The sequence below is a fragment of the Micromonospora sp. NPDC047670 genome (genome assembly GCF_043204915.1).
Lineage (GTDB): Bacteria > Actinomycetota > Actinomycetes > Mycobacteriales > Micromonosporaceae > Micromonospora.
The window spans coordinates 362705-376484 of record NZ_JBIDDA010000007.1 but is presented as its reverse complement, the minus strand read 5'-3'; the positions used below and the strand labels follow the sequence as shown (position 1 = coordinate 376484).

Below are 13780 nucleotides of genomic sequence, written 5' to 3'. Positions count from 1 at the left end.
TTTCCGCTCGACTTGCATGTGTTAAGCACGCCGCCAGCGTTCGTCCTGAGCCAGGATCAAACTCTCCAACAAAAACTTGTTGAAAAACTGTCCCGGCAACAAATAGTGTTGCCAAAGGAATCCAAACCAACAAACCACAAAGTGGCCTGCCAGTCCGGGGTATAAATCAAATTGGCACTGGCTTATCAAGCACCCTGTTGAGTTCTCAAAGAACAACCACACACCGCCCGGAAACCCCACACCCGTGGAGCCCCCGACCCGGGGCATTTCGTTCGCATCCCCGGCGCTTCGCGCCGGGCACTTCTACTACGTTACCTCACCGTCTCCGCCGTGTCAAACCGTTTGTCCCGGTCTGTCACGGTTCGTGCGGGTCGGCTCCGCTGAGCGCGCGCAGCAGTGACCGCTGCGTGTGATCATCGGATTTGGCAGACCGGCCGCTCCGCGGTCTCCCGCGAGCTCGCCCGGTTCCCTGCCGGCGTCGAACCTTACCCGGTCGGCTCCGCTCCGCCAAATCCGCCTCGCGGCAGATCCGGTGGGCCCCGCCCGGCCCGGCTCGTCCAGGAGCTGGCTCCCGTCCGATCCGGCACCAGTCCGGCTCGGTGCTCCAGGTTCTTGCCCTGTTTGCCCCGTTCCGCGCTGGCAGAGAGAAAGTTACGCGTCTGCGGGTTTGAACGTCAAATCCGGGGGCAGCGTCCCCCGTCACATCATTACCGCCCGACTATCTGGCCTGCTCAGCGGCGATGCGGTGACCCGACGCGTGCTTTCTGTGCGGTCGCGTCACCCGCGGACACGGGTTACAGCGAACCGAGCGCCGCGGATATTCCGTCGACGACCCCGAAGCCTGTCGGTCAGTCGATCGACCCGCCGGCGCGCCGGCCGGCACGCCAGGCGCGGATGCCGAGCACGCCGACGGTGGTGCCGATGGCCAACGACGCCGCGATCAGCAGGGCATGGATCCACAGGAAGCCCGTGGCGGGGAACTCGCCGACCGTGCCGGTGGACCAGGACCGCGGGTCCTTCCAGATGGCGACCGCGAACCTCGGCCAGATCACCCAGGTCCAGATCCCCACCCCGGTGAGGAAGAGCGCCCAGCCGCGCGACAGCACCATGGCTGCCGAGTATGCCAGCGCCGCCCTACGTGCTGGTCAGGCGCCGGGGAGTTGCCGGAAGGTGATCGAGTGACGCAGCGCCGGCACCGGCGGGATGCTGTGCTGCCAGCTCGACCGCGACGCGCCGGCGAGCACGTACGCCGACCGCGGCGCCAGTTCCACCTCGTACACCCTGCGCTCCTCGCCGGTGCCCCGCTGGAAGCGCAACAGGCAGGCGGAGCCCAGCGAGAGCCCGACCACGGTCGGCCCGAAGGCGGGGGCGTCGCGGTGCCAGCCGATGACCGATCCCGGCGGATACCGGGTGACCAGGGCCTGGGCGAGGGAGGTCGCCGGGACACCGGCGAACGCGGCGCAGCGCTCCCGAACTCCCTCCAGCTCCAGCGGCAGCGCCTCGCCGGAGGTGAGCTGGAACGATCCGTAGTCGTAGTCGAAGCCGAACTGCCGGACGGTCCGGCGGGCGATCTGCCCGTGCATGCGGACCTCCCGGAAGTCGAACGCGGCGAGCGCGGTGAGCAGCGACCGCTCCTCGTCGGGGTCGATCAGGTCCGGCTGGTACGTCAGGCCCGCGGGTCGCTCGTGGATGCCCCGCATTCGTCCCATCAGCCCGACGGTAACGGCAGGATGCCGCCGGCGCGGACGCATCCGGAGTCCGGTCGCCGCATCTTCGGCATCTCGGCGACCGGGACACGCCGCGCTGTTTCCCGCCGGTACGGGTGGGGCACTGCTGTCGGGACCGGCGCAGACCGTCATCGGAGGTGACCCGTGCAGCCGTCGACGTTCAACCCCTGGACCTGGCGCGACCCGTCCGCCCTCGCCGGCGGGTATGCCCCGGCCAGCCCGGACGCCGCACCGCCGGAGAGGCCGGAGGGCACCGGCGGCGGACCGGACGCGCCCGGCCCCGGCACCCCCGTCGACCTGGTCGGCTACCGGGTGGAGGCCGTCGACGGGCGGATCGGCTCGATCGACGAGGCCAGCGACGACACCGACGACCGCTGGCTGGTGGTGGACACCGGGCCGTGGATCTTCGGCCGCAAGGTGCTGCTGCCGGTCGGCACGGTGACGCGGGTGGACCACCTCGACCGCACGGTGCACGTGGACCGCACCCGGGAGCAGGTCAAGGAGTCGCCGCCGTTCGACCCGGACGGCTACCGGAAGCCCGACTACCGGGACCGGGTGGGCGACTACTACCGGGAGACCTACCGGCGGGGCTGACCGCCAGCAGGGGTCACCCGCGCACGGACGGACCGGTTACGGTGGGAGACATGGTCCGGCCGATCAGCTACGCGCCGGAGGTCGTCGACCCGGTCGACGGCCTCCCGCTCGGCGTCGTGACCACCTTCCCCACCAGCTCCGGCGACGGCCGCGAGCGGATGATCGACCTCCTTCGTGCCGGCGGACTGCGGTTCCGCGACGGCGGGCGATGGCGGTCGGCTCACTGAGCCGACCCCGACCGATCCCGGGACGACCCTCCCGGTCGGCGCGCGACCGCGCGCACCTTCGTCCGTCACGCACGAAAGGCGTACCACCGTGTCTGTTCCACGAATGCTCACCGGGGACCGCCCCACCGGGCGGCTGCACCTCGGCCACTACGTCGGCAGCATCGCCAACCGGGTGCGGCTGCACCAGCGCTACGAGAGCTTCTTCATCATCGCCGACCTGCACATGCTCACCACGCGCAACACCCGCGAGGACATCGAGCGGGTCGCGGTCAACGCCCGGGAGATGGTCACGGACGTGCTGTCCGCCGGCGTCGATCCGGCGCGGGCGGTCTTCTACCTCCAGTCGGCCATCCCTGAGGTCGGCGACCTGAACACCCTCTTCCAGAACCTGGTCACGGTGCCCCGCCTGGAGCGGGTGCCGTCGCTGAAGGACATGGCCCGCGACGCAGGCAAGGAGGAGATGCCGTACGGCCTGCTCGGCTACCCGGTCCTCCAGGCGGCCGACATCCTCTGCGTCAAGGGGCAGGTCGTCCCGGTGGGGAAGGACAACGCGGCGCACGTCGAGGTGACGCGGGAGATCGCCCGCCGGTTCAACCACCTCTACGGCGAGGTGTTCCCCGTGCCGGAGATGATCGCGTCCGAGACGCCGACCCTGGTCGGCACGGACGGCCGGGCGAAGATGAGCAAGAGCCTGGGCAACGCCATCGCGCTCTCCGACGACGCGGCGACCGTCCGCCGCAAGGTGATGGGGATGTACACCGACCCGAACCGGGTCCGCGCCGACGTGCCGGGCACCGTCGAGGGCAACCCGGTCTTCGCCTACCACGACATCTTCAACCCGGACCGGGGGCAGGTCGACGACCTCAAGGAGCGGTACCGGGCCGGGCGCGTCGGCGACGTGGAGGTCAAGGAGAAGCTGGCCGCCGCGCTCAACCGGTTCCTGGACCCGATCCGCGAGCGGCGGGCGCGGTTCGAGGCCGACCCGGGCCTCGTCGACGAGCTGATCGTCGAGGGCACCGAACGGACCCGGCGCGAGGTGCGGCAGACGCTCGTCGAGGCCCGCCGGGCGATGGGGCTGACGAGCGCGTACACCCAGGTGCGGCGGCGGGCCGAGCGGCGCCGCAGGGCCGCGGCCACGCCGGCCTGATCGGTCGTACGCGCGGCGACCGGCCCGGAAACCGGACCCCCCGGTTCCGGGCCGGCGACCCACCTCGAACTGGGATGAATGGCCGGCCGCCCCCGGGGCAAGTGGAGCACCATGGGCAGCGTGCGACATGAGGCGGTGATGCCGGTCGTCGACGGGCTGGACCAGCTCGTCGACCTGCTGCGGAGGGCCGACCCCGGTGAGGAGCTGTACGTGCGGTGGTCCCGGGGCCCCGGCGCGGACCTGGGCGGGGGGCGCGGGTCCGGGCAGTCCAGCAAGGACGCGTTGACCGGCATCGACCTGCCCGGCCTCTCCGCGAACCCGCTGGCGGTCGAGTCGTGGTGGGGCGACCGGCCGCTGCGGCTGTGGGTGGCCCGGCGCCTCTACGACTACTGCCACCTGCGCGAGCTGCGCGGCCCCGGCGTACGGCCCTGGGTGCTGGTCGGGGAACAGTGCGGCCGGGGGCCGGACAACGAGCCGCTGGTGCACTGCCACCGGCCGGTCGCCTGGGTGTCGGAGCGGGCACTGCGGGAGGCGGACCGGGCGGTCGAGGCGCAGGCGTCGTCGGAGTGGGGGCCGCTGCACCGGGCGGACTGAACCGCCCCGCGCGGGCGGGCGGAAATCGTCCGTTCGGCGGCACGTGCGTCGATGGTCCTGCGGATAGGCTCCGCGCATCTGTGCGCAGCCCCATCCAGGAGGAACTTCTTTGGGCCGCAGTCTTCCGGCAGGCGCCCTGGCGACCACCCTCGCCCTCGGCCTGCTGACCGTGCCGGCCGCGCCGGCCGCCTCCGACACCGGCACCGCACCCCGCGAGATCGCCGTCATCCCCGAATACGAACCGACCGTCCTGCCCGTCGAGAGGATCCTGCTCGCGGGCGAGTCCGGTTTCCTGCACAAGCACAACGCGTCCACCAACCACCACTGGACGCGGTACGACACGGGGGAGACGGTTGCCGCCGGGCTCAACGGCTACCAGCCCTCGGACATCCGGCCCGCCGGCGGCGACGCCGTCTCCGTCTGGGAGAGGCACCCCGTCGACGACCCCACCCGCTTCGGGGTCTACGACCTTCGCGAGCGGACCTGGGACTACTGGCCCCGGCCGGCGGAAGGCTCCCTCTTCGGCGTCTTCGGGCGTTCGATCCTCGTCCGCCATCCGGACATGGGCCTGGAACTGCGGACGGTCGGTGCCGAGGGCGACGTCACCGAGAGCAGGCCCGTCGCGGGCCTGCCGGCCGGCAGCGGCTACCTCGACGACGCGCGGGTCGGCGACGCGGCATCGGTGGTCGTCCCGGCGACCGGCCCCGACGGCAAGCGCTGGTACGGCCTGCTCGACATCGCCACCGCGCGCGTCGTGCCGATCCCCGGCGCCGGCGCCGCCCCGAACACGGCCAGCTTCCGGCTCTCCGGCGACACCGTGGCATGGGTCGGCGCCGGCGCGGTGCACGTCCACTCGCGGGCGGGCCTGACCTCCGGCACGGACACCGCCGCCCGGACCGCCACGATCGCCGGCACGTGGTCGAGCGCCGCGGTGCTGGGTGACCGGGTGGTCGCTCTCGCCGACCCCCCGTCCGGCGCGACCGAGGGCTCCGTCGTCACGGTGGCGCTCGACGGCACCTCGCGGACGGTGGTGCTACCCCGCGCCCAGGCCAGGGAGTCGCTCGTGCAGGGGCCGGGCGGGACCGCCCTGGCCGTGGGCGGCTCCACCTCCCGGGACTGGGCCGTGCACCGGTACACCGCCACCCCCGGGGAGCCCGCCCGGGCCGCGGTCATGCCGGTACGGGACCCCGTCGACAACGCCGGCCTCGCGATCCGACGCGGGATCGTACGCCACCTGCAGACGCAGGTGCTGCCGAGCACCGGTGAGACGTACTTCGCGCTCTTCAACCACGCCCTGTCGCCGGACGCCGCGGGCGCCGTCGCCGAGCGGGCGGGCACCGTCAGCTCCTACTCGGTCCGCTGCCCGGGCGAGCCGCGGTGTGTGCGGATCGTCGACGGCGCCCAGGACGGCGTCACCTACCTGCGCGAGATCAACGGCCAGACCATGATCAGCACCCGCCGCGCCGGTGACCTGTCCATGGTCGTCCCGACCACCGGAGCGCGGCTGGTCGACGCCATGGACGAGTACGCGGTGGTGGACGGCGGCTCGCCGGCCACCCAGTACGTCGCGCACGTGGCGGAGACGAAGGTCCTGCGCACCGGGCCGATCCGGGCGGCGGCGCTCTGGTTCGACACCCTCTGGACGGCCACCGGCGCCAACGGCCAGCTCCAGCAGCTGAGCCTGCCCAGCCTGAAGGTCCAGCGGTCGGTGTCGACCGGCGCGGCGTGCGTGCCCACCGAGGTGCAGACCGGCGCCCGCTGGCTGTGGTGGGCCTGCGGCGCCACCGGCCCCGCCGGCGTCTACGACCTGCGGAACAACAGGAACATCACCGTGCCCTCCGGGCCGGCGCTGCTCGGCGACGGCTTCCTCGTCCGGTACGAGACCGGTGCGCTGCGGATGACCGCGTTCCACGACGGCACCCTCCACGCCCCGGTCACGCTCGCCGGCCTCCCGAAGGGCGCCGGCGCCGACAGCCGCGGCCACAGCTGGGCCGTCGACCGCCAGGGGCGCGGGGTCGCGTACGTCGACGGCGACAACGCCGTGCATGTGATCGACACCGGCGTGCCGGGCACCGCTCCCGCGATCGGCAGGGCGGTGACGTCCGCGAGCAGCCACCCGCGGACGACCACCGAGGAGGCCCGGTACTGGACCGGCACCTTCCACCCGACCCGGCCACTGTCGTCCTGGCGGGTGACCGTCACCCGCAAGTCGACGGGCGACGCGGTGATGCAGCGGACCGGGGGCCCCGCGCGGGACCGGCTCGACGTGCGCTGGGACGGCCGCCTCCCGTCGGGCGGGTTCGCCGCGAGCGGCGGGTACCGCTGGACGGTGTACGGCACCACGGACGGCGGCCCGGAGACCACGATCGGGTCCGGAAGCCTGCTGGTCATCTGCGGCGCCTTCCCGTTCCGGACGGTGGACTGCACCGGCAGCCCGTCCCTGCTGGGCGTGAAGTCCACGGGCGCCGGCCACTGGTACGGCGACACCAACGGCGGGGAGCCGACCGGCGAGTTGCTCAACAACGGGTGGACGGACAACTGGTGTCTGAGCTGCACCGGCGCGGCGCGTACGTCGGCGCTGGTGCCGTTCGGTGACTACAACGGCGACGCCCATCCCGACCTGCTCGTCCGCGACGGCAACGGGTACCTCAAGGCGCACCTGGGCAACAGCCAGATGCACTTCGGCGGCGCCGCCACCGTCAGCCTGGGCGGCGGCTGGATGATGTACCGGTCGATCCTCGCGCCCGGTGACGTCAACAGCGACGGCCACCACGACATCCTGGGCATCGACACCTACGGCAAGCTGTGGCTCTACACCACCACCGGTCGCGGGGGCATCAACCCCCGCGTCCAGGTCGGCTCCGGCTGGGGCACCTATCCCAAGGTCATCGGCGCCGGCGACCTCAACGGCGACGGCCACGGCGACCTGCTCGGCATCGACACCACCGGCACCATGTACCGCTACACCAGCAACGGCAACAAGGGCTGGAGCGGCCGGGTCAAGGTCTTCGCCGGCTGGAACATCTACAACTCCGTCGTGGCCATCGGCGACCTCGACCAGGACGGCCGCAACGACCTCGTCGCCCGCGACGCGGGCGGCATCCTCTGGCGCTACTCCGGCCTCGGCAACGGCTCCTTCGCACCGCGCGTGCAGCGGGGCAGCGGCTGGAACACGTACAAGATCATCGTCTGAGCGTGCGCCAGCACGGACCGCCCCCGGACGCCACGGCGACCGGGGGCGGTCCCGTCCCGGCGGAAGACCCGGTTCGACGCCCGTCCGGGGGGCACGTCACGGCCGCCGTCGCCGACTCCCGCACGAGGGAGTGGTGGCTCCGGGCCGGGCGGGCGGTCTGGTGGCCACGGACAGTTGCGGCTAGGTTGCAGCTTCGACCATCCTTCTGTCTTCGATCGGGGAGTTCGGCGGCGTGTCGCACATCGAGAAGATCACCGGGGACCTCCGTGCGCTGACGGCCGGCGTCGACAGGGCACAGGGGCTGGCGGCCGCCGCCGACAACCAGGCGCAGGAGGTGGCGTTGCGCGCCGCTGGCGCCGGCTTCGCCGCCGTGGCGGCCGGCATGGTACGGGTACGGGACGCCATCGCCGGAATCCGGGGCGGCCTGGGCGGCGTCGCCACCACGATCGGCGAGGCCACCCGGGCGACCGCGGCCGTCCCGCAGGAGGCCACCCCGGACGAGACGATCGCCGGGCTGACTCCCGTGGCGAGCGCGATCGACGGCATGCGCGACGCGACGACCGCCGCCATCGCCCAGCTCGACGAGGCCAAGCGACTCGTCACCACCGTCCTGCAGGGCGGTCAGCCGGGACCGCTGGTGCAGGGGTTGGAGAGCGTCAAGCAGGTGCTCGTGCTGATGGTCCAGCGCACCGGCGCCGCCAGGCAGTCCGTCGACACGGCGGTCGCCGCGGCGCGGCAGCTGGGGTCGTCGGGAAACTGAGCGGGGCCGGCGGCGCCACGCCGACCGGCCCGACCCCCGCGGATCACACCGCCACCATGCCCACCGCGGGCGGCGCCACCCCCGCAGGTCCCGCCTCCACCGTCCCCACGGCGGGCGGTGCCGCCCCTGCCCTCGTGCCGTGGACCAGGCGTCCCACCGGGGTTCCCGGCGGCACGCCGACCGGACCACGCACCCGGATCCCGGCGAACGAGCGGCCGCCGGAGCGGCGAGCACTGGAACTGGAGAACGACGGTGCCGACAAGATCGCCGACAAGGGCTATCTGGTCCACCAGAACCCGACGAAGCAGGAGGTCGCGGCGGCTCGGCTCCGCACCGGTGACGTTGGCGACCGCGACAGGGCACCCGACTATCTCATCGAGGGCCACGTCTTCGACTGCTATTCACCCACCTCCTCCGTGCCGCCGCGGGCCATCTGGAGCATGGTGTCCAGGAAGGTCTCTCGCGGTCAGACTCAACGTGTGGTGTTGAACCTCCGCGACTGGCAGGGGGACCTCGCCAACTTGCAGAGGCAGTTCGACGACTGGCCGGTGTCGGGGCTCAAGGAACTCGCGGCGGTGACGCGCAGCGGTGCGACCATTCAGATTGTCCCGCGCGGCTAAGGGAGAGGCAGCATGTCCATCGACTACCGGTTGACCCTCGCGGGTGACGTTCCGCTGGAAGAGGTGGCGGCGCTGGCCGCCCCCGGAGCAACGGAAACGGCGACACTCACCGGTGACCGGATGCTCCACGCCAACCTAAACGAGGAACGCGGATACGTCGTCAACATCGTCGCCGGCAGCCATGGCTACTACGCGGCCGAGGACGACGGTGGTCCGTGGGTGTGGGAGCCTGAGACCTACGTCGACGTCGACTTCCACATGCGCAAGGACACCCTGACCGACCAGGGGAGGCCCAACATGCTGCGGACCGTGGGTCGGATCCTGGCCGACCGGCCCGAGGACGCGGCGCTGGTCCTCAACGACAACTGGTTGATGCTGACCCGCGTCGGGGGCACCGTCCGCCGGCACAACGAGGCCGACTGGTACGACGAGGCGTACGACAGCTTCCTACCCCGGTGACCCGGTCACCGGGGCAGGGCGCAGTCGCGCGGCCCAAAGGGACGGGCGTCGCCGTCCTACGATCCGGGTTGTGGCGAACTTCGATACCTCGATGGCGGTCGAGACGATCTGGCGGCGGCAGGCCGCCTGGTCACGGGCGGCCGTCGAGGCCAAGCGCGCGATCACCCGGGCGCGCCTGACCGTCGCCGCGCTCACCGCCGGCGCCGCCGTGTGCGGCACCCTCGCCAACCAGCTCGGGCAGACCCAGCGCGGCGCGGGCCGGGCGCTCGCGGTCGTCGCGGCGGCGGCGCTGCTGCTGGTGCCGGTCGCGGCCCGGTGGGCCGGCCGCGACGCGGTACACGCGTGGACCCGTCTCCGCTCGGTCTCCGAGGCGCTGAAGGCCGACGCCTACCGCTACCTGGCCGGGGTCGCACCGTTCGGCGGCGCGGACCGGGACGCCGTCCTGCTCGGGCGGCTCGACGCCCTCATGGGGGACGCCGGCGACCTGGTCGGCCGCACCCTCGACGCGGCTCCGGCCGCCCGGCCGCTGCCGGCCGTCTCCGACGTGGCGACGTACCTGACGGAGCGGTTGCAGCGACAGGTCGACGGCTACTACCTGCCGCGGGCCCGCCGGATGGGCCGGGTGGCGCAGCGGATCCGGTACGCCGCCACGGCGCTCACGGTCGTCGCCGCCGGAGTCTCCGCGACGGTCGGGGTGCTCGGCGACAACCTCGGGCTCACCGCCTGGATCGGCGTGGCGGCGACCGTCACCACGGCGCTCGTCGGCTACGGGTCCGCGCAGCAGTACGAGCACCACCAGATCGAGTACGCCCGCACCGCCGACCAGCTCACCCGGCTGCGGTTGTGCCGCGAGGCCGGGCAGGGCTGGACCGACGACGACGCGTTCGTCGCGGAGGCGGAACGGATCATCTCGCTGTCCAACGAGGGCTGGATGGCGAGAGTGATCGAGCAGGATGGCGCAGCGCAGCAGTGACATCACACGCTGTGCCATATAGCATCGTCGATAGTCGTCGTTGACCGTCGTTGTGGGCGGCCGTCCGTCCACTCCCGACTCAAATGGGGGAACCGACGTGGATCGCACCGTACTTCAACCCGATCCGACCCCGCCGCCACTGGACGACCTCCGGCGCACCCCGCTCGGTCGGATCTCCCTCGACCGGGCCCGGTCCGTCGCCGCCGCGACCACCCGGAGGGAGGACCGTCCGGCCCGTGTCGATGTCGCGGCCTTCATCTCTGCGATCTGAACCGGCCGGGGCGGGCGGCGAGCCGACCGGGAGCGTCACCCCCCTGACGCAGTACGTGCTCAAGCTGGTCAGCCGCTGTGACCTCGCCTGCGACCACTGCTACGTCTACGAACACCCCGACCAGTCCTGGCGCCGCCAGCCGCGGATGATGGCGCCCGCGACGGTGGCTGCCGTCGCGGGGCGGATCGCCGAGCACGCCGCGGCCCACCGGCTCGACGCGGTGCGAGTGGTCCTGCACGGCGGCGAGCCGCTGCTCGCCGGCGCCGCACGACTCGACGCCACCGCCGCCGCCCTGCGAGGCGCCATCGACCCGGTGGCCCGGCTCGACCTGCGCATGCAGTCCAACGGGGTGCTGCTCACCCCGGCGGTCTGCGACGTGCTGCTCGCCCACGACATCAAGGTCGGGATCTCGCTGGACGGGGACCGGGCCGCCAACGACCGGCACCGCCGGCACGCCAACGGGGCGAGCAGCCACCGCCAGGTGCTGCGGGCCCTGTCGCTGCTGCGCAGTCCCGCCTACCGGGCCGCCTACGCCGGCATCCTCTGCACCGTCGACGTCGCCAACGACCCCATCCGGGTGTACGAGGCGCTGCTGGCAGAGGAGCCGCCGCACATCGACTTCCTGCTGCCGCACGCCAACTGGGACAACCCACCCGCCCGCCCCGACGGCCGCGCCACGCCGTACGCCGACTGGCTGCTGGCCGTCCACCGGCGCTGGCTGGCCGACGGGCGTCCCGTACCGATCCGCCTGTTGGAGTCCCTACTCTCCACGGCGTCCGGGCACGGCAGCCACAGCGAGGCGGTCGGCCTCGGCCCGGCCGACCTGGTGGTCGTCGAGACCGACGGCACCTTCGAACAGGTCGACTCGCTCAAGTCGGCCTTCGACGGCGCGGCGGCCACCGGCCTGGACGTGTTCCGGCACCGGGTGGACGACGCCGCGGCCCATCCCGGCATCGCCGTCCGGCAGACGGGTCTGGCCGGGCTCTGCCCGACCTGCCGCGCGTGCCCGGTGGTCCGGCACTGCGGCGGCGGGCTCTACGCCCACCGGCACCGTGCGGGCAACGGCTTCGACAACCCGTCCGTCTACTGCCCCGACCTGTTGAAGCTCGTCCGGGTGGTGACGGCGGCCCCGCCCGTCGACGAGCCGGTCCCTCCGGCCGACTCGCTCAGCCCGCGCGTGCTCGACGACCTCGCCGCCGGAGCGGGGACGGCGGGCTCGGCGGAACAGCTCGCCGCGATCCACCTGGCGCTGGTGCGCGCCCTGCTGGTCACCCTCGGCGACCGGGTCGACGGTGACCCGGTCGCCGCCGCCGGTTGGCGGCTCCTGGTCGACCTGGACGACGCGCACCCGGAGGCCGTCCGCACCGTGCTGACGCATCCGTTCGTGCGGCGCTGGGCCCGGCGGTGCCGGGACGGGGCGGCCGACCTGTCGTATCTGGCCTGCGTGGCGGCCGCCGCCGCGGTGCACGCCCGGATCCGGGCCGACCTGCCCGTGCCGGTGCGCGACGGACGGGTCAGCCTGCCGACGCTCGGCGCGATCGCGCGGCACGCCGAGCGGGGCGTCGTCCGGCTCGCCACCGACGACGGCGACGTCCGGGTCGGCGGGCGGCGGTTCAATCCCGACACCGACCCGGCGCGGGAGGACGACCCGGACGGCTGGCTGCCGGTGCGGACGGTCCGCGTCGACGGGCACCGACTGCTGCTGGAGGACACCGACCCGCACCGCGACTGCTACGACATCCCGGTCGAGCCCAGGCTGACCGGCGCCGCCGCCGTGGGGTGGGTACGGCAGCTGGAGCGGGCGGTGCGACGCGTCGACGCCGAGGCCCCCGACTACGCGGCCGGGGTCCGCACCCTGTTGCGGGCCGTCGTGCCGCTGCGTCCCGACCGCACCGGCCGGTACCGCAGCGCCGCCGCCGGCGCGGCCTTCGGCGCGGTGGCCGTCACCGCGGTGCCCGACGACGCCACCCTCGCGGTGCTGCTGGTGCACGAGGTGCAGCACCTCAAGCTCAGCGCGACGCTGGACGTCTGCGACCTGTTCGACCGCGACGACACCCGGACGCTGACCGTGCCGTGGCGGGACGATCCCCGCCCGGTCGAGGGCGCGCTGCACGGCGTCTACGCCCATCTGGCGGTCGCCGACATGTGGCGGCGGCGGCCCGGCCCGGTCGCCGAGGGCCACTTCCGCCGCTACCGCGCCTGGACCGACGGGGCGATCGACGCCCTGCTCGGCCTCGGCGCCCTGACCCCCGACGGCGACCGGTTCGTCCGGCGGATGCGAGCGGCGGTGGACGGGTGGCAGTGACCGGCGGCCCCGCGCACCCGCGGAGCCTGCGCGAGGCCGACGCCGCACCGGGTCGACGCCCCGCGCTCGGGCGCGGGACGCTGGCCGCGGGCCTGCGCGCGCTGGGACTGCCGCCCGGAGCCACGGTGCTGGTGCACTGCGCCCTGTCCCGGGTCGGCTGGGTCGCGGGCGGCCCCACCACGCTGCTGGCGGCCCTGCGGGACGTGCTGGGGAGCCGGGGCACGGTGGTCGTACCGGCGCAGACGGCCGGCAACTCCGTCACGTCGCGGGTGTTCCGGGCGGCGACCGCCGGGCTGACCGAGGCCGAGGTCGCGGCGGTGGAGGCGGCGATCGCGCCGTTCGACCCGGAAAGCAGCCCGTCGGAGGGCATGGGGATCTTCGCCGAGCACGTACGCCGACAACCGGACGCGCTGCGGAGCCGGCACCCGCAGACCTCCTTCGCCGCTCTCGGGCCCGGGGCGGCCCGGCTGACCGCCGTCCACGACCTCGCCTGTCACCTCGGCGAGCGCTCGCCCCTCGGCGCGCTCTACGCCGCCGACGCCGCCGTGCTCCTGCTCGGCGTCGACTGGTCCGCCTGCACCGCGTTCCACCTGGCTGAGTACCGACGGCGCCGGCCGCCGGCCGAACGCGCGTACCGGTGCTACGTGCGCGCCCCCGACGGGCGGCGGGTCCGGCGGGACTTCCGCGCCGCGGACCTCGACGACGGCGACTTCCCGCTGATCGGCCGGGCGTTGACCGAGGCCGGCGCGGTCCGGACCGGCCGGGTCGGCGGGGCCGAGTGCCGGCTGGTGGGGCTCCGGGCGGCCGTCGACTTCGCCCGAGGATGGATGGATGAACACCGACCGTGACGGGCGGGGCAGCCAGGAGTTGGTGGCGGTCGATACTGTGGTCAGCCGGGACTCGCTGCGCC

General features: G+C 73.4%; 13 protein-coding genes and 1 rRNA gene. 11 read left to right on the top strand and 3 right to left on the bottom strand.

The window, feature by feature from the left end; genetic code table 11:
* The 3 genes from ACGF7U_RS20060 to ACGF7U_RS20050 form a co-directional block, all read right to left on the bottom strand.
* Positions 1-72, bottom strand: a 16S ribosomal RNA gene (locus tag ACGF7U_RS20060); the annotation flags it as partial.
* Positions 73-848: 776 nt separating this feature from the next.
* A complete protein-coding gene (locus tag ACGF7U_RS20055) occupies positions 849-1109 on the bottom strand; it encodes an SCO4848 family membrane protein (protein ID WP_393108626.1) in 261 nt (86 codons plus the stop codon).
* Between the two features lie 36 nt (positions 1110-1145).
* Complete coding sequence (locus ACGF7U_RS20050) at positions 1146-1709, bottom strand: alpha-ketoglutarate-dependent dioxygenase AlkB (protein ID WP_393108624.1); 564 nt, start codon at positions 1707-1709, stop codon at positions 1146-1148.
* Positions 1710-1871: 162 nt separating this feature from the next.
* Here ACGF7U_RS20050 and ACGF7U_RS20045 point away from each other — a divergent pair, with 162 nt between their 5' ends.
* The 11 genes from ACGF7U_RS20045 (at position 1872) to ACGF7U_RS19995 (ending at position 13718) form a co-directional block, all read left to right on the top strand.
* Positions 1872-2321, top strand: coding sequence for a PRC-barrel domain-containing protein (locus ACGF7U_RS20045; RefSeq protein ID WP_393108622.1), 450 nt, complete (start codon positions 1872-1874; stop codon positions 2319-2321).
* Between the two features lie 50 nt (positions 2322-2371).
* Positions 2372-2548 (top strand): hypothetical protein, encoded by a 177-nt coding sequence (locus tag ACGF7U_RS20040; RefSeq protein WP_393108620.1) that lies wholly within the window; start codon positions 2372-2374, stop codon positions 2546-2548.
* 88 nt (positions 2549-2636) lie between these two features.
* Positions 2637-3695 carry a tryptophan--tRNA ligase gene (trpS, locus tag ACGF7U_RS20035; RefSeq protein ID WP_393108618.1) on the top strand — a complete coding sequence of 353 codons (1059 nt, stop codon included), beginning with the start codon at positions 2637-2639 and terminating at the stop codon, positions 3693-3695.
* A gap of 120 nt (positions 3696-3815) precedes the next feature.
* Positions 3816-4289, top strand: coding sequence for a DUF6098 family protein (locus tag ACGF7U_RS20030; RefSeq protein WP_393108616.1), 474 nt, complete (start codon positions 3816-3818; stop codon positions 4287-4289).
* A gap of 109 nt (positions 4290-4398) precedes the next feature.
* Entirely contained in the window at positions 4399-7482 is a 3084-nt protein-coding gene (locus ACGF7U_RS20025; RefSeq protein ID WP_393108614.1) for an FG-GAP-like repeat-containing protein, read from the top strand.
* Between the two features lie 232 nt (positions 7483-7714).
* Complete coding sequence (locus ACGF7U_RS20020) at positions 7715-8242, top strand: DUF6244 family protein (protein WP_393108612.1); 528 nt, start codon at positions 7715-7717, stop codon at positions 8240-8242.
* 197 nt (positions 8243-8439) lie between these two features.
* Positions 8440-8862: a hypothetical protein gene (locus tag ACGF7U_RS20015; protein WP_393108674.1), complete on the top strand. Its 423-nt coding sequence runs from the start codon at positions 8440-8442 to the stop codon at positions 8860-8862.
* Between the two features lie 12 nt (positions 8863-8874).
* Positions 8875-9321 carry a SitI3 family protein gene (locus tag ACGF7U_RS20010; RefSeq protein ID WP_393108610.1) on the top strand — a complete coding sequence of 149 codons (447 nt, stop codon included), beginning with the start codon at positions 8875-8877 and terminating at the stop codon, positions 9319-9321.
* 70 nt (positions 9322-9391) lie between these two features.
* Positions 9392-10294 (top strand): DUF4231 domain-containing protein, encoded by a 903-nt coding sequence (locus ACGF7U_RS20005; protein WP_393108608.1) that lies wholly within the window; start codon positions 9392-9394, stop codon positions 10292-10294.
* 242 nt (positions 10295-10536) lie between these two features.
* Positions 10537-12870: an FxsB family cyclophane-forming radical SAM/SPASM peptide maturase gene (locus ACGF7U_RS20000; protein WP_393108606.1), complete on the top strand. Its 2334-nt coding sequence runs from the start codon at positions 10537-10539 to the stop codon at positions 12868-12870.
* Positions 12871-12896: 26 nt separating this feature from the next.
* A complete protein-coding gene (locus ACGF7U_RS19995) occupies positions 12897-13718 on the top strand; it encodes an aminoglycoside N(3)-acetyltransferase (protein ID WP_393108672.1) in 822 nt (273 codons plus the stop codon).
* The last annotated feature ends 62 nt before the right edge of the window (positions 13719-13780 follow it).